We start from the raw sequence: 20,403 nt of genomic DNA, 5'->3' as shown, positions 1-20,403 counted from the left end.
ACGTCCGGCCTTCATCGGACATAGTGGCCGGATGCAACAACGCCGGATGCAGCACCGTGGGCGCCAGAACACCACACCCGACCGTCCGGCCCGGGAGCCCCGCGAACGGCGTACCACCGGCACCCCTGCCGCGCCCGGCGCCCACGACCTGACCGATCCGGCCGCCGTGCTCGCCCTGCAGCGCAGCGTCGGCAACGCGAACGTCGGCCGGATGCTCACCGTGCAGCGGATGCTGCAGACACCCGCCGGCGGCCAGCAGCAACAGCAGGCCGGCGCCGCGGTGGGCCCGCCCACCCCGGCGGAGAAACAGCTCGTGCTCGACTACCAGCAGAACACCACGAACCCCGAGATGCTGGCGCTGCTCGCCGAACTGGTGCCGTACCTGGACCAGGTCGACCTCTGGCACCAGGAGACCGCGTCCGCCTCCGGCGCGACAACCCAGAACCTCGGTCCGGGGCCTGCCGGCGGCCCCAACCGCTACCGGGTCAACTACCCGGCCGCCGCCGTGGGCGACGACCGGCTCGCGGTCCTGGTGCACGAGGTCACCCACATCGCCATCAACGAGGCCTACGACTCGGACATGCTCAACTATCCGGTGCCGCCGGTGCCCGCGGGCGTGACCATCGAGGACGACTCGCGCGCCGAGGAGAACCGGCAGGACGCCCGCCTGGCCGCAACTCCGAAAGCCGACAAGGAGGCGTTCAGCGCGCACGTGTTCCGCACCACCGCGGATCTGCTGGAGCGGTTGCCGGGCGCGGGCTTCAGCCCCGATCGGATGAAGCAGATCGAGGAGAAGCTCGCCTCGCACACCGCGTCGAGGCCGATGAAGGAGTACGACGCGGTCCTCACCCACCTGCTCGCCTGGGCCGACCTCGACGACGTCCCCACCACCTCCGAGTACTACACCCGCCTCACCACCGCCGTGACCGAGGCCGCCGCCTGGCGCGCGAACGGGCAGGTCACCCCGGCCACCACCGACGCCGACTTCGACGCGGAGCTCACCCGGCACACGGCGGCCAAGGCGGCCCTCAACCCCGCACCGCCGGCCCCCACCACCACGGCGCCCGCCGCCCAGACCCGCCCCGGCAGCCGCAGCCCGGTCATCGCCTTCTTCCGCCGTCTCCGCCGGATGTTCTCCCGGAAGAAGAACGGCTCCGCACGGACGTAGACCCGGTAACGTCAGCCAGGCAGTGACATTCATCGATTGCCTGGGGGTCGGGTTGAGCACGAGCAGACGAGGGACGGCCGTCGCCGGAGCGCTGGTGGCCGCGGTGATCCTGGCGATGAGCGGGCCGGCGGTCGCCGCGAGCCCCGCGCCGGACGGCGTCACCCACGAGGAGAATCCGCGGGTGCCCGAGGGTGCCGTGTGGACCGAGGCCTACTTCCCCTCGTCGGATCACAGCGGTGTCGAGCTGCACGCCGACGTGCTGCGGCCCGCGAACCTGCCGCCGCACGGCAGGACGCCGGTGATCCTCGCGGTCGGGCCCTACTTCAGCCACGCCGGGCAGACCGGGCCGGAGGGGTGGGCGCAGGCCGGGCCGTCGAGCCGGTTCGCCGACTTCACCGGTGGGGCCGGCGTCTTCGCCCGCGGATACACGTACGTGATGGTGGATCTGCGGGGTTTCGGAGGGAGCACCGGCTGTCTCGACTGGGTGGGGCCGGGTGAGCAGGCCGACGTCAAGGCCGCGATCCAGTGGGCCGCGAAGCAGCCCTGGTCGACCGGCCGGGTCGGGATGTACGGCAAGTCCTACGACGCGGTGACCGGGCTGGTCGGCAACAACCTGGGGCTCCCGCAGCTCAAGGCGGTGGTGGCGCAGGAGCCGGTGTGGAACATGTACGACTACCTGTTCAGCAACGGGGTGCCCCGGCCGAACGTGACCGGCACGCCGAACGCCTACAACGGCATCGCCACGATGACGCCGATGGCCGACGACACCGCGCACTACCGGGCCAACGCGGCGTACGAGGCGAGCCACCCGGAATGCCTCTCGGACAACCTGGCGAACAACGACGAACCCGATCTCGACGCGGCGTACTGGCGGGACCGGAACCTGGCGGCCCAGGCCCGGGGCACGGACACGCCGCTCTTCGTGACACAGGGGTTCATCGAGAACAACACCAAACCGGAGGACATGCAGGAGTACCTGGACAACCACCACGGCGTCGAGCGCGGCTGGCTCGGGCAGTGGGAGCACGTCCGCGGCAACGAGACGGACGCCGACGGACGGCTCAAGATGGGCCGTGCCGGGTTCTTCGACGAGGTCATGCGCCTCTACGACCACTACCTCAAGGACGGCCGTACGGCGGTGACCGGGCCGGCCTTCGCGATCGAGGACAGCACCGGGGCGTGGCGCGCCCAGCCGGAGTGGCCGATGCCCACGGCGTACCGGAAGGCGCCTTTGACCGATGGTCGTTTCGTCGACGACGGGGCACTGCTCGCGGCCTCGGCCGGCCAGGAGTGGGACATGGAGCACGGCGCGGATCCGGCGCCGGTCGGCATCCGGAGCCTGACCGGGGAGGACGGCTACTTCGTCTGGTCCACGCCGGTGACGTCCCGTCTCCGGCTCACCGCCACGCCCCGGATCAGCCTGACCGCGAGCGCGACCGGCAACGTGATGGTCCGGCTCTGGGACGTCGCCCCGGACGGGACCGCGGTGATGTTCGACGAGAACGTGGCGCTGATCGAGCGCGCGGGCCCGGTCGCGTTCGACCTGAAGTCCACCGACTGGCTGATCGAGAGCGGACACCAGCTCGGCGTGCAGATCGGCACCATCAGCACCGGAGGCTGGCTGGACACCCCGAGCGGCAACACCATCGCGGTGACCCGGGCACGGCTGGACCTGGCCGTACAGGATCCGCGGAAGGACGTGCCCACGCAGGGTGACCGGTCGCCGTTCCTCGACACCTACCTGAGCCAGTACACCGCGACGCTCGGCGACGTCGGCCCGGGAACCTTCCGCATCCAGAACATACGCTGAGCCGCTCGGACCGCCTCGCCGCACCCGTCCTGATCCTCACCGGGCCGCCGGGTCGCGGCGATGGCACACAGGGGCGGTCCGTTACACGATCATGGCTCGCCGGGGCGCTGGGGATCCGCGATCGCTGATCGAGTCCTTCCCGCGCCGCGATGAGGGCGGCCCGCGCGCACGATCACGCATCGTGTGCGCGGGCCGCCCCGTTTCCCGGCTGATCGTGTGCACGGGCCGCCCGTGCCCCGCCGTTCGTGCGCGTGCGCCGCCCGTCTCCCGCAGACCGTTCTCGTCGTCGCGATTCAGGTACGCCGCAGCCAGAGCTTATTCCCCGGGGTGAGGATTCCCCCCGCCTGCCAGTGCAGCATGATCGCCCGATCCAGGATGCTCACCGCCTCCGCGAGCATCGAGGGCTTCTCCACCATGCGTACGGCGAGCCGCAGGGCACCGACCACGATCGGCACCACGTCGTCGGCACCCCGATCGGACCGGTCCGTCCAGTCGAGCCAATTCCCGTGGAACTGTCTCAGGAGCGCCAGTTCGGCACGGCTGTGCGTGGCGAGGGTGAGCTTCGCGTCCAGGTCGTAGAAGGCCGCGGTCACGTCGTCGGCGGCCACGAAGCGCGGCTCGGCGATCAAACGGTCGGAGATCTGCGGGACGACCGGCAGGAACACGTCGGCCATCAGAGTCACCCTCGCGAGCCGCGCGAGATACATGAGCTTCGGGTCGAGCAGCTCTCGCGTCTCGACGGCGTCGCGCAACATCGACATGAAGACCAGGCCCAGCGCGCGCAGCATGCCGTCCTCCGGGACCGCGGTCCGCAACCCGTCCCCACCGTCCTCGTCGGGGCCGGGTTCGTAGCTCCCGTCGCTGGCCGAGCCCGCCCACGAGCAGAAGCCCCGCTGCTCGGCCGGGGTGAGCCCCATGACGGGCCGGCCGGGCCGCCGGGCGGCGAGCGTCTCGGTCCACCACGCCGGCCGGTGCGCATCGTTCCCGGTCGCCCGGAGGAAGAGGGCGAACTCGGCGTTCGTGATCGGGTCGCCGGCCACCACGACGCCGTCGTCGCGGTGCCGGCGACGGCGCAGCTTGCGGACGAGCAGGACCTGCCCGACCACCAGGGCACGGGTGGCGTCGGCCGAGTGCGCCTCGGCGGAGAGCACCCCGTCCAGCCGGGAACGGATCAGCGGGTCCAGCTCCCGGGCCACCTCGGCGCAGTCGGAGGCGAGCAGCAGAGCCCGTGCGGTGTCCTCCTTCAGGCACGCCTCGACGATCGGCCCGGCGTCCGCGTCCGCGCAGTACAGCAGCGTGACCTCGCGCCACCACTGGTCGTCGGTGTGTTCCGCGAGGAAGCCGTCGCCGCCCCGCTCTCGCAGCCAGACCGCGGCCAGGTACTCCTGGAAGGTGAGGTGGGCGAAGGCGTAGACGCCGGTCTCCCGCTCGACGAGCAGCCCGCACTTCTGCTCGATCTCGACCATGAAAGCCTCGGGCCGGGTGTCCGGCGCGACCCTCGCCACCCGGTCGCTGATCAACCGGGCGGCGGTGACCGCCTCGACCTGACCGGTCCGGGCCTTCATCATCTCCAGCGCGAGGTGCTTGAGCACCGACTCCCGCTGGTCCACGGAGAGGCCGCCGCCGATTCCCTTGGCCGCGTCCCGGCTGCCCAGGAAGACCCGGCTGATCTCCCGGTACAACTCGGCGCGCCCGCCCGGCAGCACGCCCCGGTACCGGTGGACGTGGGCGATCATCGTCAGCAGCAGCGGGTTCATCGCCAGGTCGTACAGCGGCAGGTTCTCCCGCAGGCGGCGCAGCAGGTCCTCGCCGCTCCTCCGGGCCCCGGCGAGGACCGCCTCGTCCCGGCGCCCGGTCCACCGCACCTCGGTCGCCGCGTACCAGCGCAGGATGAAGCGCTCGATCTGCTCCCCGGTGAACGGCCGGACCTGGAGTACGTCCGCCGCCGCGAGCGGGCTGCTCTGGTAGCCGTACGGCCGGGAGGTGATCACGAAGCCGTTGGTGTGGTGGAGGGCGATCTGGCGCTCCACCCACTCCGCCACCAGCCGCCGCTGGGCCGGATCCGCGACCTCGTCGAGCCCGTCCAGCATGATCAGGCACCGGCCGTTCGCGAGCTGCCGGTCGAACCACGCCGCGGACCCCGGTGACTCCGACGGCAGCACGGCGGCGAGCGGCAGGTCGGCATCCTCGGCGATGGCCTGCGCCTTCTCCCGTACGGCGAGAAGGACCGGAATCCGCTTCCGCAGCGCCCGGTTCGGCGGCCGCCGGTCGGCCAGGGCCAGCGTCAGGTGCCGGAGGAGCGTGGTCTTACCCCCGCCGGGCGGTCCGACGATCGCGAGGGTGCGCGGCGGCCACTCGGCGAGGAAGCTCCCGACCTCGCGCCGCTCCACCGACTCGCCGTCACCCACCTCGGCGAGGGGATCACCGCTCGTCTCGTGAAGGGGCCGGGGTATCAGGCTCACGTCGACGTAGACGTCCTCGACCTCCAGCGAGAACGGCCCCTGCGTCCCGAGACCGCGGATGTCCACGTCCCGGTTCCGGGCGATGACCCACCGCAGGTACTCGTGCCGGTGCCGCCGCGGCAGCCACCGGGACACCGCGCGTGGCGGGTCCGGTGCCTCCCGCCGGGCCATCGCGGCGGCGGCCGCGGCGAGCGCCAGGCTCCCGATGCTGGCGAGCTTGTCCATCATGTCCACCGGATCACCGCCGGCGAGTATCGCGACGGCCGTCACGACCAGCACCGCCGCGACGGCCGCGAACGTGGTCTGCACGGCGGCCATGGTGACAGCGGGTATCCGCCCGTGTCACGTCGATCATCCGGCGTGCTCCCCCGTTCGGGTGCTACGCACACGCCGCGGTCGCCGGCTGCCCGGGCAGGTAGCGCGCGAACTGCTCGGGGCTGAGATCGTTCCCGATCACCGCGCAGATGTGCGCCACCGCGTCCTCCGGCGTGACCGGGATCGGCCAGAGCCGGATCGTCTGCTCCGCACCGGCCAGCGTCCGCCCGTCGGGGCTGAACGCCAGCGCGCGCACCGGCCCGCCGGTGCCGGTCAGGCCGCCGCGCCGCATGCCGGTGCCGGCGTCCCAGAGCCGGACGTCCCCGTTCCCGCCGCCGCTCGCCAGGATCCGGCCGTCCGGCCCGAACGCCAGGGCGGCGACCGGCTGGTCCCCGGCGAGGATCGCCCGTACCGTGCGACCGCGGGTGTCCCACAGCAGGACGTCACCGTCGGTGTCACCACCGGCCAGCGTCCGGCCGTCCGGGCCGAACGCCAGGGCGGTGACCGGGGCGTCGGGTGTGGCGAGGGCGGCCAGCGGCGCACCGCTCCCGGCGTCCAGGAGAGCGATCGATCCCGCCCGGGTCCCGGCCGCCAGGATCGTCCCGTCCGGGCTGACCGCGAGCGACGTCACGGTCTCGCCGACATCCGCCCGCACCCGCGTCCCCCGCGTCCAGCAGGTCCCGGCCCGCCACAGGTTGACCTGGTCCTCAACGCCACCGGGCTCCACCCACGACCGATCTCCCCGGCACAAGCCGCGGGCCGGAGCGGAGGTCGTGGCCTTTCCGGAGACCGCATCCCAGCTCTGCACCCGGAGGAACTGGATACCCGCCGTCGCCACCGTGCCGTCCGCGCCGAACGCGACCTCCGTCAGGTCACGGGCCGCCTGCTGCGGGAAGACGACCGCGGCGATGGGGTCGAGGTCCAGGGCATCCACCGCTTCCTCGTCGAGGACCGCGGCGCTCACGGTACGGCCGTCGGGCGAGAATCGCAGCGCCGCAGGCTGCTCGGTGGCCGGAATCGTCCTCTCCGCGGCCCCGCCGACCTCCCGGATCCGTACCGTGCCGTCGTCGCCGACCGTGGCCAGGGCCGTGCCGTCCGGGCCGAACGCCATCGCGAGGACACTGTCGCCACGGCCGAGACTCGTGGTCACCGCCGCGCCGTCGGCGACCCGCCACAATTCGATCACGCCCTTCCCGCTCATGGTGGCGAGGTTCGCGCCGTCCGGGCTGAACGCCATCGCCAGCACGTGCCCGCCCGCAGCGTCGATCGACCGCGATCGTCGTCCCGTCGTGTCCCACAGCACCACGCCGCCGGCGTCGCTGGTAGCGATCGACCGGCCGTCCGGGCTGAGCCTGATCGCAGAGACGTCGTGGAGCCGCCCGGCCGCGTTCCGCCGTGGCTTCCCCGACGGCTTCCCCGACGGCATGGCCCAGCTCCGCACCGTGCCCTCGCGACTCACGCCGGTCAGGGTTCCGCCGTCCGGGCTGAACCGGACATCGAGCATCGCGTTCCCGTCCCCGGGCAGAATCGGCCCGGGTGCTCCGGTGGCGACGTGCCAGAGCAGCACGTCGCCACCCTGGGAACCACCGGCGAGCATCGTGCCGTCCGGGCTGAACGCGAGCGCGTACACCGCAAGCCGGTCCACCACGGCCAGGGTGGTCAGGAGCTCGCCGGTCCCGGCGTCCCAGATCCGCACCCCGTCGTCGCCACCGGCGGCGGCCCGCCGGCCGTCCGCGCTGACGGCGACCGCGGTCATCCGGTCGAACCCGCCGGTCAGGATCCGCCGCAACGACCGGAGACCGGAGTCGGCGTCGTAGAGCCGGGCCAGCGCCTGCTCGGTGGGCGCGGCCCGATACCCGTGCAGGGCGAGCAGCGCGGACAGCTCGACATCGCCCGTACCGGTCAGCTGGGACTGGGCCGCCAGCTGCCGGGAGAGAGCCTGCCGCTGTGCGGTGACCGCCTCCCGCCACTGCCAGGAGGCCACACCCGCCAGCACCACGGCGAGCACCAGCAGCACCGCCATCACCCCGGCCGCCGCGCGGGACCGTCGCAGCCGGGACCGGGCGGCGCGCTCCCCGGCGGCCACGAACGCCCCGACGTCCCGGGGCAGTGTGCGCCGCCGGGACCACTCCAGACCCTCCACGAGCTCGCCGCCCCGGGGCAGGTAGGCCGGATCGCCGCTCCCTGCCCACTGGTGCCGCTGCTCCTCGGCGCGCCGCAGCCAGTCGTGGAACTGGCGGTCCACGAGCACCCAGTCGCGCAGCGCCGGCCAGCCGTCGATGACCGCGTCGTGGATCAGCTCGGCGACCGGCGGCGCGCCGTCGACCGCCCGGGTGCTGACCAGCGGGACCGGGGCGGTCAGCGCCCGGAGCACCGTCTCGACCTCCGCCGGGTCCCGGCTCGCCGGGTCGGCGGCGAGCTCGCGCAGGTCGTCGAGCGGCATCCGGCGGCGTACCGCGGGGATGTGCCGGGTGAGGTCGGCGGGCAGGATCAGGGCGGTGAGGATTCGCCGCGCGATCGCCCGCTGCGGCTCCGGCAGGGACTGGTAGACCTCGTCACACAGCCGGGCGAGGCTTCCGGCCACCCCGCCGATCTGCTCGAACGCCCGATGAGTCAGCAGTCCCCCGTGGTGGAGGTGCCAGAGCCTCAACAGGGTCAGCTGGAGTAGCGGGAGCACGCTGACCGAGGCCTGGCCGTGTCGGTCACCGCCCTGTGCGGGGGCGGCGTCCGCGACGATCCGGTCGGCCAGGCCGGCCTCCAGCCCGCATCCGGCCCGCGCGGCCGGCCCGGTGATCATGGCGTGCAGGTCGGCGCGGCTCACCGTGGCGGGGATGTTCACCACGCCGGGCTCGAGCGCCGTGAACAGGTCGGGCGCCTGTTCGGCGAGCCGGGCGTAGAAGTCGTTCCGCATCACCAGCAGCACGGTGACCGGGGCCGTACCGCGGATCACCGTGGTGAGCGCGTCCAGCACCTCCCACTGATCACCCGCGGTCAGCATCTCCTCGAACTGGTCGATCACCAGCAGCAGCCGGGCGCCGCCGGGCAGCGGAGCGAGGTGCCACTCCAGCGCCGGCCCGAGCCCGTACCCGACGGCGTCCGCGAGACCGGCCTTCTCCAGCTCGGCCACGAGGCTGTTCCCCGGTCGTACGGCCATCACCTGCCCGTCGACGCCGGGCAGCAGTCCCGCGTGGACCACCGAGGACTTGCCGGATCCGGACGGCCCGAGCAGGAGCACGCCCCGCCGGCCGAGCGCCGCCCGCAGCCCGTCGACCACCGCGCCGCGCCCGTGGAACCAGTCGGCGTCCGCGCTGCCGAACGGCTCCAGACCCCGGTAGGGGCAGACCTCTCCGATGCCGTCCGGCACAACGCTCACCGGGACTCCGCCAGGATGCCCCGTCCTTTAGGGCGGGGAGGAATGGCGGCTCCGTCAGGAGCGGCCCGGCGCGACCGGGACGGTCCGAGACCGTAGTTCGCTGGCCTGCGGCGTGTCATCTTACGCATTTCGTCTCCTGCTGTGAGGTTTAGAACATGCGTACGGCGTACAAGTGTCGGGCCTACCCGACCCCCGAACAGGCTGCGGTGTTCAACCGCACCTTCGGGTGTGTGCGCCTGGTCTGGAACAAGACCCTCGCCGACCGGCACGCCGCGTTCTTCCAGCGCGGCGAGAAGACCTCCTACGACCTCGGGACACGCCACTGGACGTGCCCCGCCTGCCGCACCCGCCACGACCGGGACATCAACGCGGCCAAGAACATCCTTGCGGCTGGACGAGCCGTAGCCGGAACACCCGGCGATGCCTGTGGAGCTGATGTCAGACAGCAAGGGGAAACCCTTCTGCAATCGGCCGTGAAGCAGGAAACCCACGCCGCGAGGCGTCCGGCGTAAGCCGGTACGGCCGCAAGGCCGAAGGGAATCCCCCTCCTACCGGAGGGGGAGGAAGTCAAGACATGGCATCGTCGTCGCACCGGGTGACGACTGGCAACACCGTCACCCTCCGGGGACACACCCCGTCACCGTTACGGGGTGGGCGCCTTCGTCTTCCACGCGCCGACCAGCAGCGGCGGCAGCAGCGGCCGGTCCGGGTGCTCGGCCGCCTCCTGCGCCAGCCTGGCCAGCACCCGCTCGGCGCCCTCCGGCTCGACCACGCCGCGGGCCACCGCCGCCGGCAGCGCGCCGCGGACCACCGCCTCCAGCATCATCCGGGCCGGCCCGAGCGTCGCCACCATCCCGGCGATCTCGGTGCCGTCCGGCGTGCCGATCCCCGCCTCGGCGAAGAGCGCCGGCAGCCGGGTGCCGACCCGGACGTCGCACCCGATCCCCTCGAAGATCCGGGTCATCAGACCGGTGAACCCCTCCACCACGAGTGACTCCGGCACCGTGCTCACCACGCTCAGGTCGTAGTCCTGCACCAGCAGCGTGCCGCCCGGCGCGACCGCCTCCCAGAGCCGCGCCAGCACCTCGGTGCGCTCCGGCAGGTGGAAGAGCAACAATCGCGCGAACACCAGGTCATAGGTGCCGCCCGGCAGGGTTTCACCCCCTATCTCGTACGCCGTGACGGAGCACTGCCCGTGGCCTGCGTCTCGCAGCATCTCCTGCGCCTGTTCACCCAGCGCCCCGTCGGCGTCGAGCCCGAGCACCCGCCCCGCCGGGCCGACCCGCTCCGCCATCAGCCGCATCGTCTCGCCCGGACCGCACCCCGCGTCCAGGCACGACATCCCCTCGCTCAGCCCGACCCGGTCGAGCAGCCGCGCGGTCGCGTCCTCCCAGGCCCGCGCCTGTGCCCGGAGCCGCTCGTACTCCTCGGGCGTCCGCCGCAGCCCGTATCTCGTCGTCATGCCGACGATCTTCGTCCACACCGGACTCGGCCGGGAAGTGTCGTACCCCTGTTTTACCCTGCGCTCAGGTCTTCGGAACCCAGAGTGATCAAGGGGGATCGCCGATGGCACGACGCCGGCGCCGACGCCGGAGGGGCGACGGCGACACCATCCTGGCGGGCATCGCCGGTCTCGGCGCCGTCGCGCTGATCGCGGTGGTCGTGAACGCCGCCCGCGCCCACCCGTTCATCGCCACCGCCGTGGTCGTCGTGCTGCTCGCCGTCGCCGCCACCGCACTCCACCTGCGGCAGCGCAACCTGCGCGTCCTCGCCGAGCACGAGCGCCACGTCGCGGTCACCGACGACATGACCGGCACCCAGTTCGAGCACTTCACGGCCCGGTTGATGCGCGCCAGCGGCTTCCGGGGCGTCCGCGTGATCGGCGGCAGCGGCGACATGGGCGCCGACGTGGTCGCGCGGACCCCGGACGGCCGCCGGGTGGTGGTCCAGTGCAAGCGCTTCGCCGGCAACCTGGGCAGCCCGCACGTCCAGCGCTTCGCCGGCACGGCCCGCGAGATCCACCGCGCCGACGTCGCCCTGCTGGTCACCACGGGCTCCCCGACGGCTCAGGCCCGCGAGGTCGCCCTCCTCTGCCGCATCACCCTGATCGACCGCCGTTCGCTGGGCCGCTGGCTCACCACCCGGACGCTCGACTGCTGACCGGCCCCGATCAGTCGGTGAGGTCGGGCTCCGTCGTGCCGGTCAGGCGTGGGTCGGGGTCGGCGCCGGCCATCGAGAGGGCGCCGGCCACCGCCCGGCCGAGCTTCATCAGGTCGGCCGGCTTCCTCTTGTCGAGCCCGGCGAGCAGCTGCTTGAGGATGGTCAGCTGGTCGAAGTAGACCCGCTCGGTGACCAGCTTCTCGTCCTCGTCGAAGATGAAGTACGCCGTCATCCGGGTCCGGTGCCGCGACCCGGTCGCCGGGATCCTCCCGAGCGGCCCGTGGTGCGTCCCCATCAGCCAGAACTCCACGATCACCGCGTCGGGCGAGTGCCGCAGCGCGATGATCTCGTGATCCTGATCGGGGAACGCGACCCGGGTGTCCTGGTAGTAGTCCCGGACCTCCCGGTCGCCGTCGTGCACCAGCATCTGCGCGATCAGCTCATAGTGCGGATGCGGAAACGTCGACAGCGTCGCATCCCAGTCCTGCCGCACCTCATCGTGGAAGTGATCGAGCACGAGCTTCTCCCGCGCCCGCAGCACCTCTTCCGCCGGCATCTCGAATCGGGACAAGACGGCACCCTCCACCCTGGGCTCCACAACCCGCCGAGCCCGCCCTGGATCTTCGCCCCGAAACCCTAGATCCACCACGCCCCCGGCACCAGGGCCGCCCGCTCATCCCGCGCACCCGGCTCACCCCGCGGCTCACCCCGCGCGCACCCGGCTCACCTCGATCTCCACCCGCGCCGGGCTCAGCGGGCGCAGCTCGCCCAGGAAGAAGCCGGTGGCGAGCCACATCGGGCCGCCCTCGGGCACCTCGAAGACCGGCCGGGTCGGCATCGACGGGCTCGACGCACGCTCCTCCTGGCTGAAAAAGCCCAGCCCCTCGTTGACGATCGACACCACCGCGCCGTCCGAGGTCCGGATCTCGTAGCGGGCCCAGACGTGGATCGCGCCGTCCGGCCGGACCACGTTCCAGTCCGCGCCGCCGGGCAGCACCTCGCCGGTGAGCAGCGGTCCGCTGACCGTACCGCCGGTGATCGGGATGACCCGCCGGAACCCCGCGTGGGTCTTCCCCACCTCCCGGGCCTCCGCGAGATCCACGGTCAGGGTGAAGGCGGGTTCCAAACTCAGCGACATCGTCGTCCCTCTCTGATCAGGCTTCTCCGGTCAAGACCGGAATCCGCAGTACGGCTCCGCCCGGCCGGACGGTGTGCCGGGCGGACCTGAGCTCCGTGCCGGTGCCCGGGTTCTCGCCGGTCCCGAGGTTCCGGGCGAACCGCGGATGGCACCCGCCCGCGATCAGCACCCGGACCCGGTGCCCGGCCAGGAAGCGGTGCGCGGCCGGGAGCAGCGTCAGGTGTACCGGCTCCTCGCCACGCTCCGGATCGAGCCGCAGGTAGCCCTCGGTGACGTTGCGCGACACGCCCTTCGGGTCCACGTCGCTGATCCGTACGAAGAGGTCGGCATGGGGGTTGTCGGTGGAGTGCGCGAGCTCCACCGAGGGCGCCCCGAGCACGTCCAGGTCGGCGGTGAGCGCCTCGCCGGTGAAGGCGAGCACGTCGTTCCGGCTCGCCAGGGCACTGTCGTCGACCACGCCGCCACCCGCGATCAGCGGCCCGCCCACGGTCGGCGTCGGATCCGCCGGGTCGAAGTCGAACGACCACCGGTCCCCGTGCAGCCGCACCTCCCGCTCGGTGGTGGCCGGCGGCCAGTCCGGCAGGTCACGCCACTCCCCCGCGCCGGTCACGAAGACCCGCACCGGGGTCGCCCGCCCCCGTTCCCCGCGCCCCTGCTCCCCGCGCCCCTGCTCCCCGCGCCCGGCCAGGTGCTCGTCGAGCCAGCCCATCACCTGCGGCGTCGTCTCCCGGGCCCCCTTGGCGATCACGTCGATGTGCGTCCACGGCCCCACGGTCAGCGCGACGTCCACCCCCCGCTCGCGCAGCCGCCGGTACTGCTCCATGCTCTGCCCGAGGAAGATGTCCTGCCAGCCGCTGATCAGCAGCACCGGCACGGTCACCCGTTCCAGGGCGTCCGCGTGCTGCATCGGCGCCCAGTACGGGTCGGTCAGGTCCGGGTGGGTGACCCTGTACCGGAACCAGGGCGCCTCCCCCTGGAAGTACGCGTCGGCGACGTCGGCCAGCGGCAGCCCGTCGGTGACCGCCTTCAGCTCGCGCTCGCGCCCGCCGCTGAATCCCGGGATCCGCGGCTGCCGCTTCCGGGCCTGCACGATCATGTCGCTCCACCCGACGAAGTCCAGGTTGAACGCCCCGGTCCCCCAGGCGTGCCGGCTGAAGTCGTGCGGCCCGACCGAGATCACCGCGGCGACCAGCTCCGGCGGCGGGTCGGCGAGCAGCGCCCACTGGGTGTGCCCGAGATAGGACGCCCCCACGGTCGCGAACGTCCCGGTGAACCAGGGCTGCCCCCGCATCCACGCGACCACGTCCTGCCCGTCGGCCGCCTCGTCGCGCATCGGGTCGAACGCACCACCCGAGTCGAAGGTCCCCCTGCTGCTGACATAGAGCACCCGATAGCCGCGCGCCGCATACATCCGGGCAGAGATCAAGGACAAGGCCCACCCTCTCCCGTACGGTCCCCGTACCAGAAGAGTCCCGACAGCCTCGCGCTGCGGCAGAAAGAGGTCGGCGCCGAGCTCGACCCCGTCCCGCATCGGAACCCGCACCGTGGTGACGGTGTAGTCGGTCCGCACCCCCTGCACGCCGAGCACCCGAAAAGCGAGTCGTTCCAGCAGCCGCATGACACCCCTTAAGCGGAATGGCGAATTCCGGATAAGGGTGCGGACTATCCTGACGCCGTGTCAACCCCCGCCCGCCGGGCTCCTCGCAGCGACGCACTCCGCAACCGGGAACGGGTGCTCACCGCCGCCGAGCAGGTCTTCGCCGCCCGCGGCCTGGACGCCAGCCTGGAGGAGGTCGCCGCCGCGGCCGGGGTCGGCGTCGGCACCGTGTACCGCCGGTTCCCCTCCAAGGCCGCCCTCCTGGAGGCCGTCTTCGAGCGCGGCATCGACCTCGGCGTCGAGCTGCTCACCGAGTGCCGCGAGCTCCCGACCGGTTGGGCCGCCCTCACCGAGTACCTCCGGCGCAGCCTCCTGGAACAGTCCGGCGACCGGGGCCTACACGAGTTCCTCTACCTCGCCGAGGCCGCCGGACTCCACTTCGACCGCCTGCGCACCCGCGTCGAGCCGCTACTCACCGCCATCGTCGAGCAGGCCAAGTCCGAGGGCGCCCTGCGCCCCGACTTCCGCGCCACCGACATCCCCCCACTGATCCTGATGCTCAGCCGCCTGTCGCACACCGACCGCGTGCTGGGCCCACCGCTGGCCCACCGCTACCTGGAGCTGCTCCTGAAGGGCCTGGCCCCGAGCCCCGATCCGGTCCCGATCACGCCCCCGATCGACGACGACACCCTCGAAACGTGGTTCACCGCCCTGCGCCGCCCACCCCGCACCACACCCCCACACCGCACTCCGTAGCCCTCCATTCCCGCACCCACCCACCGCTCCCGCGCCCACCCACCGCTCCCGCTCTCACCGCCGCTGCTGCTCCCGCCACCGCTCCCGCCGCCGCTCCCGCCACCGCTCTCGTTCCCGTGCTTCCGCCGCCGCTCCACATCTCCCGCCGTTGCCGCCACTCCCGCCCGCTCATCGACAGGTCGCGAACCGGAAAAACCGCGCATAGCCAGCCGACAGACACGCCCCCAGCCGGAGAAATCCATCGCCCTCTCCCGGCGAACCGCGGACCGACACCCCTGAGCCGCAAATGATCGGATGCCGATCGCCGGAATGAATCCGGCATACAGTGCACGATGGCGCCAGACGTCACCCTCGACGGCATCACGGTCGACACCGACTCCCCCATGCGGGACCTCGCCCCGCCAGAGACGCATCAAGACTGATGCATCCAACTTGATGCATCAGCGCCGATGCATCCGCTGTGATGCATCACGGCAGATACATCACGGCAGATGCATCACAACGGATGCATCAAGCCGGATGCGTCGGGACGGATGCCCGGCGAGCGGAATGCGGATTCGATTGCGTGATTGAGTGGCGCCTGAGCGTGACCGTCGACGGCCCCGCATGGATACGCATCGACCCCTGGCAAAATTGTGGGACTTTCAACTATCGCCCTTTGTGGACATGGGAGCGCTCCAGCTCACACCCCTGTTAGACAGCCCGAATCACGATTCCCGGATCATTGAGCAAGGTTCTGCGAACAGAGCGTGGACATAGCGCGATCTCCGCGTTAGTGTTCCGTCACTCAATGCTGATCTTGTGTGCGGAATTGGTGTGTAGATGCTGCCCCCCGAAATGGCTCTAGCCCAGCTCGCCTCGGACTCGCGCGGTCGCGTGCCGACGACGGCCGGCGCGCTGCTGTCGATCCCGGCGAACAAGCTCACCGCCGCCCTCGCCCAGATGGACCCGGCGGACATCGCCCGGCTGCTCCCGGGCGTACCCGCGAAGAAGCGTGCGAAAGTCATCATGGCCCTGCCACCGACGCATCTGACGCCGGTGATGGAGTGCCTTCCCGCCGAGGAGGCGCACGACTCGATCGCGTCGCTCTCCGACCGGCAGCACGCCGAGGTCGTGTCGCGGCTCAGCGATCCGGCCATCGCCGACCTGCTGGACCTGCTGCCGCCGACCGAGGCGCGCCGGATGCTCGACGTCGTGTCGCCGCTGCGGGCGGAGTCCGTGCTGGCCCGGCGCTTCGAGTCGGCGGTGGCGCGGGTGCTCGGCCGTGCCAACATCGATCTCTCTCCGATCGAGGGCGCCCCGCCCGGCGTGTGGCTGGCGAGCGGCCCGCGGATGCGCCTGGTCGTGGTGGCGTCCCAGGTCGACGACGGGCGGGTGATGCTCCGTCACGTGGAGCTCGCGACACAGCAGGTCGGCATCCCGGCGGCGCTCTGCGTGAGCGGCGAGCGGATCGCCGACGACGTGCACCGGTACGTCGAGCAGGTGCGCCGGTCCGGGTACCGCCTGGAGATCATGACGTGGTCCGGCAGCCGCGACGACACCGATCTGCTGCGCCGCCTGGCGGTGTTCCTGAGCTGAGCTACCACCAGCGTAGTAGCCGATATTCCGGGTAATACTACAGGCGTAGTAGGAGGCTTGAGAACATCACAGGAGATTCATAAGTACCGATACTTGCGCCGTCACGAAACTGGTGTATGCGCAGGTAACAGCCCTGTGAACGGCCTTAAACTCTCCTTGCCATAACTTCAAAAGCGACGAAAGAATCTCTCCAGACATTCAAAGTCATGTATGCCTGGAGGCTTTCGTGCGCATCGTCGTCAGTGGCGGGGCCGGGTTCCTGGGCTCGCACATCTGCGAGTCCCTCCTCGACCGGGGCGACGAGGTGGTCTGTCTCGACGACTGGTCCACCTCCTCGCCGGAGAACCTCGCCCATCTGGCCGGCCACCCCGGATTCACCGTCGTCGAGACCGACGTGAGCGAGCGCGTCGAGGTCGCCGGGCCGGTCGACGCCGTCGCGCACTTCGCCAGTCCCGCCTCGCCGCCCGACTACCACCGCCGCCCGCTGGAGACGCTCGCCGTCGGCAGCCGGGGCACCGAGAACATGCTGCGGCTCGCCCAGCGCACCGGCGCCCGCTTCGTGCTCGCCTCGACCAGCGAGATCTACGGCGACCCCCTCGTCCACCCGCAGACCGAGGAGTACTGGGGGAACGTCAACTCGATCGGCCCGCGCAGCGTCTACGACGAGGCGAAGCGGTACGCCGAGGCGGTCACCGCAGCGTACGGCCGCACCCTCGGCACCGACGTGGGCATCCTGCGGATCTTCAACACGTACGGCCCCCGGATGCGCGCCCGCGACGGCCGGGTGATCTCCAGCTTCGTCTGCCAGGCGCTCAACGGCGACCCGCTGACCTGCTACGGCGACGGCCTGCAGACCCGCAGCTTCTGCTACGTCGACGACCTGGTCCGCGGCATCGTCGCGATGATCGACAGCCACGAGCCGGGCCCGGTCAACCTCGGCAACCCGGGCGAGTTCACCATGGTCGAGCTGGCCTCCCTGGTCATCCACCTGACCGGCTCGCCGTCGACGGTGGAGTTCCACCCGCTGCCCACCGACGATCCCACCCGCCGCCGCCCGGACATCACCCGGGCCACCGAGCGCCTCGGCTGGCGCCCGTTCATCGCCCTGGAGGAGGGGCTGCGGCGGACCATCGCGTACTTCGCCTCCCGACCCGACGAGGTCCGCGCGGCCGCGAGCGCCCTGGTCGGCGGGCAGTGAGCACTGACCTCTCGGTGCTGTCCGCCGGGAACGTCCTCGCCGCCCCACCCAGCGGCCCGGTCCTGCGCCGCACGTTCATCAGGAGAAGAACCCAAAAATCAACCTTCACGTACGCACTGTCGCGCCGCGACCGGATCGCGGTCGCCGTGCTGACCGGCGGCTGGGCGGTCACCCTGGTCGCGTTCTGGGCGTGGTGGCTCGGGCCGGCACACCGGGCGGGCTGGGCCGGACTGGCCGTCAACAGCGCCCTGCTGCTCTACCTCACCCTGCTCCCGGTCTCCCTGATGATCACGGTGAACCGGCTGCGCCGTGTCGACCCGGCCATCCCGGTGCCGGACCTGCGGGTGGCGTTCGTGGTGACCCGGGCCCCGTCCGAGCCGTGGCCGGTGGCCCGCCGCACCCTCCAGGCGATGCTGGGCCAGAGAATCCCCTTCACGTACGACACCTGGCTCTGCGACGAGCGCCCGGACGACGAGATCCGCGAGTGGTGCGCGGCGAACGGCGTCGAGCTCTCCACCCGGATGGACGAGCCGGACTACCACCGCACCGAGTGGCCCCGGCGGACCCGCTGCAAGGAGGGGAACCTCGCCTGGTTCTACGACAACGGCGGGTACGACCGCTACGACGTGGTCAGCCAGCTGGACTGCGACCACGTGCCGGAGCCGGACTACCTGTCCGAGATGGTTCGGCCGTTCGCGGATCCGGCGATCGGCTTCGTCGGCGCACCGAGCGTCTGTGACGCCAACGCGAGCACCTCCTGGGCCGCGCGCAGCCGCCTCTACCGGGAGGGCTTCTTCCACGGCGCGTTCCAGGCCGGGCACAACGACGGGCTCGCGCCGGTCTGTATCGGCTCGCACTACGCCGTCCGCACCGACGCGCTGCGTGACATCGGCGGCATCGGGCCCGAGCTCGCCGAGGACTTCTCCACCAGCTTCCTGCTCACCTCGGCCGGCTGGCAGGGCGCGTTCGCCCTCGATGCCGCCGCCTCCGGTGACGGTCCGCACACATTCGCCGCCATGATCACGCAGGAGTTCCAATGGTCAAGGTCACTGCAAACCTTGGCGTACGACCTGGTCCCGGGCCATCTCCCGCGCCTGCCGTGGCGATTGCGGATCCGCTACGGCAACGCGCTCCTGCACTATCTGCTACTGGCCATTGCCACCGTGGCCGGACTCAGCCTGCCGCCGATCGCCGCGGTCACCGGGATCAACTGGGTGCACGTCAACTACGTGGAGTTCCTGATCCGCTGGGGCGCGATCGCCGCCTGGCCGCTCGCCGTCGTCCTGCTGCTGCGCCGTCGTGGACTCCTGCGGCCCCGCCACGCGCCGGTGCTCAGCTGGGAGGCGTGGCTCGGCGCGCTCAGCCGGTGGCCGTACGTCACGTGGGGGGTCGCCGCCGCCACGCTCACCAAGCTCCGACCGCGACAGATCACCTTCAAGGTCACCCCGAAGACCCGGGACGGCCTCGAACCCCTGCGGGTCTTCACCATTCTCCCGTACGCCGTGATCGTGCTCGTCCTCGGCACGGCGGCCCTGATCGGCGAGCAGAACCCGCGGGTGGTCGGCTACGTCTTCCTCTGCCTGCTCGGCGGGCTCTCGTACGCGCTGGTCGGACTCGCCGTCTGCGTGCTGCACGCGTACGAAATAACACGCAATAACGCGATGAGCGTGCCTCAGGCGCTGAGGGCGACCGCCCACCGAGCCCTGCTCCTGACCCTGGCGGCGACGCCGCCGTTGCTGGTCGCCATCGCGCTCTACCCCGGATATGCCCTGCACGCCCTGGCTTGAAAGACCATCCCAAAAGGAGCGAAAATCCCGTGCCAACCACAGTCCTGGTCACCGGAGGCGCCGGCTTCATCGGCAGCCATACCTGTGTCGACCTGCTCGAACACGGCTACGAGGTGGTGGTCGTGGACAACTACACCAACTCGTCGCCGGCCGCGCTCGACCGGGTGCAGAAGATCGCCGGGCGACCGCTCGTCGGCTACGTCGCCGACCTGCGCGACCGGCACGCCCTGGACGGCGTCTTCGAGCGGCACGCCATCGACGCGGTGATCCACTTCGCCGCGAAGAAGGCGGTCGGCGAGTCGATGGAGATCCCGATCGACTACTACGACATCAACCTGGCCGGCACCACGAGCCTGCTGCGCAGCATGCACGCGCACGGCGTCCACCAGATCGTCTTCTCGTCGTCCTGCTCGATCTACGGCGACGCGGTACGGGTGCCGCTGACCGAGGACGATCAGGCACGGCCGACGAACCCGTACGCCAGATCGAAGTGGATCTGTGAACAGATCCTGCGCGACGCCTGCGAGCGGTACCCGGAGATCTCGGCGATCGCGCTGCGCTACTTCAACCCGATCGGCGCGCACCCGTCCGGCCAGCTCGGCGAGGTGCCGACCGGGGTGCCGAACAACGTGGTCCCCTACCTGATGCAGGTCGCCGTCGGCCGGCTGGAGAAGCTCAGCGTCTTCGGCTCCGACTACGCCACCCCGGACGGCACCGCGGTCCGCGACTACATCCACGTGCTCGACGTCGTCGCCGGTCACCGCGTCGCGATGGAGCACCTCGAGGACGAGTCCGGGATGCGCGTCTTCAACCTCGGCACCGGCGTCGGCACCTCGGTGCTCCAGCTGGTCTCGGCGCTCAGCGTGGCCTGCGGAAAGGCGCTCCCGTACCAGCTCGCCGACCGTCGCCCCGGCGACGTGGCCACCCTGGTCGCCGACCCGCAGCGGGTCGAGCGCGCCTGGGGCTGGCAGGCGACCCGCGACCTCGCGGACATGTGCCGCGACGCGTGGCGATTCCAGCGTCTCAACCCGGCCGGCTATCTCGGAGGCATCTGAATGCGT

At 71.5% G+C, this 20,403-nt stretch carries 15 protein-coding genes; 9 read left to right on the top strand and 6 right to left on the bottom strand.

What is annotated here, in order from left to right:
• Positions 1 to 31 precede the first annotated feature (31 nt).
• Together AB0M08_RS30140 and AB0M08_RS30135 are read left to right on the top strand one after the other, a co-directional pair.
• Positions 32 to 1,168: a hypothetical protein gene (locus tag AB0M08_RS30140; protein ID WP_364500386.1), complete on the top strand. Its 1,137-nt coding sequence runs from the start codon at positions 32 to 34 to the stop codon at positions 1,166 to 1,168.
• A gap of 22 nt (positions 1,169 to 1,190) precedes the next feature.
• The gene (locus AB0M08_RS30135) at positions 1,191 to 2,978 is read left to right on the top strand and encodes a CocE/NonD family hydrolase (RefSeq protein ID WP_364500383.1); all 1,788 of its coding nucleotides are present in this window, start codon (positions 1,191 to 1,193) and stop codon (positions 2,976 to 2,978) included.
• Positions 2,979 to 3,271: 293 nt separating this feature from the next.
• Here the strand turns inward: AB0M08_RS30135 and AB0M08_RS30130 are convergent, their stop codons facing one another.
• Both AB0M08_RS30130 and AB0M08_RS30125 read right to left on the bottom strand, forming a co-directional pair.
• Positions 3,272 to 5,749 carry an NACHT domain-containing protein gene (locus tag AB0M08_RS30130; protein WP_364500380.1) on the bottom strand — a complete coding sequence of 826 codons (2,478 nt, stop codon included), beginning with the start codon at positions 5,747 to 5,749 and terminating at the stop codon, positions 3,272 to 3,274.
• Between the two features lie 70 nt (positions 5,750 to 5,819).
• Positions 5,820 to 9,128: a hypothetical protein gene (locus AB0M08_RS30125; protein WP_364500378.1), complete on the bottom strand. Its 3,309-nt coding sequence runs from the start codon at positions 9,126 to 9,128 to the stop codon at positions 5,820 to 5,822.
• Positions 9,129 to 9,283: 155 nt separating this feature from the next.
• Between AB0M08_RS30125 and AB0M08_RS30120 the strand changes: the two genes are divergently transcribed.
• Positions 9,284 to 9,640 (top strand): helix-turn-helix domain-containing protein, encoded by a 357-nt coding sequence (locus tag AB0M08_RS30120; protein ID WP_364500376.1) that lies wholly within the window; start codon positions 9,284 to 9,286, stop codon positions 9,638 to 9,640.
• A gap of 131 nt (positions 9,641 to 9,771) precedes the next feature.
• Here the strand turns inward: AB0M08_RS30120 and AB0M08_RS30115 are convergent, their stop codons facing one another.
• Complete coding sequence (locus tag AB0M08_RS30115; protein WP_364500374.1) at positions 9,772 to 10,590, bottom strand: methyltransferase domain-containing protein; 819 nt, start codon at positions 10,588 to 10,590, stop codon at positions 9,772 to 9,774.
• 104 nt (positions 10,591 to 10,694) lie between these two features.
• On the opposite strand from AB0M08_RS30115, the gene AB0M08_RS30110 reads away from it, so the two are divergent.
• A complete protein-coding gene (locus AB0M08_RS30110; protein ID WP_364500371.1) occupies positions 10,695 to 11,288 on the top strand; it encodes a restriction endonuclease in 594 nt (197 codons plus the stop codon).
• 10 nt (positions 11,289 to 11,298) lie between these two features.
• Here the strand turns inward: AB0M08_RS30110 and AB0M08_RS30105 are convergent, their stop codons facing one another.
• From AB0M08_RS30105 to AB0M08_RS30095, 3 genes are all read right to left on the bottom strand, one after another.
• On the bottom strand, positions 11,299 to 11,859 hold the full coding sequence (locus AB0M08_RS30105) for an ester cyclase (RefSeq protein ID WP_364500368.1): 561 nt from the start codon (positions 11,857 to 11,859) through the stop codon (positions 11,299 to 11,301).
• A 132-nt stretch (positions 11,860 to 11,991) separates the two neighbouring features.
• Positions 11,992 to 12,426 (bottom strand): DUF3237 domain-containing protein, encoded by a 435-nt coding sequence (locus tag AB0M08_RS30100; protein ID WP_364500365.1) that lies wholly within the window; start codon positions 12,424 to 12,426, stop codon positions 11,992 to 11,994.
• Positions 12,427 to 12,442: 16 nt separating this feature from the next.
• Positions 12,443 to 14,044 carry a CocE/NonD family hydrolase gene (locus AB0M08_RS30095; RefSeq protein ID WP_364500362.1) on the bottom strand — a complete coding sequence of 534 codons (1,602 nt, stop codon included), beginning with the start codon at positions 14,042 to 14,044 and terminating at the stop codon, positions 12,443 to 12,445.
• Between the two features lie 57 nt (positions 14,045 to 14,101).
• Here AB0M08_RS30095 and AB0M08_RS30090 point away from each other — a divergent pair, with 57 nt between their 5' ends.
• The 5 genes from AB0M08_RS30090 (at position 14,102) to galE (ending at position 20,397) form a co-directional block, all read left to right on the top strand.
• Entirely contained in the window at positions 14,102 to 14,779 is a 678-nt protein-coding gene (locus AB0M08_RS30090; RefSeq protein WP_364500360.1) for a TetR/AcrR family transcriptional regulator, read from the top strand.
• Between the two features lie 822 nt (positions 14,780 to 15,601).
• The gene (locus AB0M08_RS30085; RefSeq protein WP_364500357.1) at positions 15,602 to 16,357 is read left to right on the top strand and encodes a hypothetical protein; all 756 of its coding nucleotides are present in this window, start codon (positions 15,602 to 15,604) and stop codon (positions 16,355 to 16,357) included.
• 226 nt (positions 16,358 to 16,583) lie between these two features.
• Complete coding sequence (locus AB0M08_RS30080; RefSeq protein ID WP_364500355.1) at positions 16,584 to 17,555, top strand: UDP-glucuronic acid decarboxylase family protein; 972 nt, start codon at positions 16,584 to 16,586, stop codon at positions 17,553 to 17,555.
• Positions 17,552 to 19,342: a glycosyltransferase family 2 protein gene (locus AB0M08_RS30075; RefSeq protein WP_364500352.1), complete on the top strand. Its 1,791-nt coding sequence runs from the start codon at positions 17,552 to 17,554 to the stop codon at positions 19,340 to 19,342. Before AB0M08_RS30080 ends, AB0M08_RS30075 begins: the two co-directional genes overlap by 4 nt.
• A gap of 29 nt (positions 19,343 to 19,371) precedes the next feature.
• Positions 19,372 to 20,397 carry a UDP-glucose 4-epimerase GalE gene (gene galE, locus AB0M08_RS30070; RefSeq protein ID WP_364500350.1) on the top strand — a complete coding sequence of 342 codons (1,026 nt, stop codon included), beginning with the start codon at positions 19,372 to 19,374 and terminating at the stop codon, positions 20,395 to 20,397.
• The last annotated feature ends 6 nt before the right edge of the window (positions 20,398 to 20,403 follow it).

This window comes from Actinoplanes sp. NPDC051851, from assembly GCF_040681165.1.
GTDB lineage: Bacteria > Actinomycetota > Actinomycetes > Mycobacteriales > Micromonosporaceae > Actinoplanes.
The sequence above is the reverse complement of the archived record's forward strand: the minus strand, read 5'-3'. Positions and strand labels throughout refer to the sequence as shown.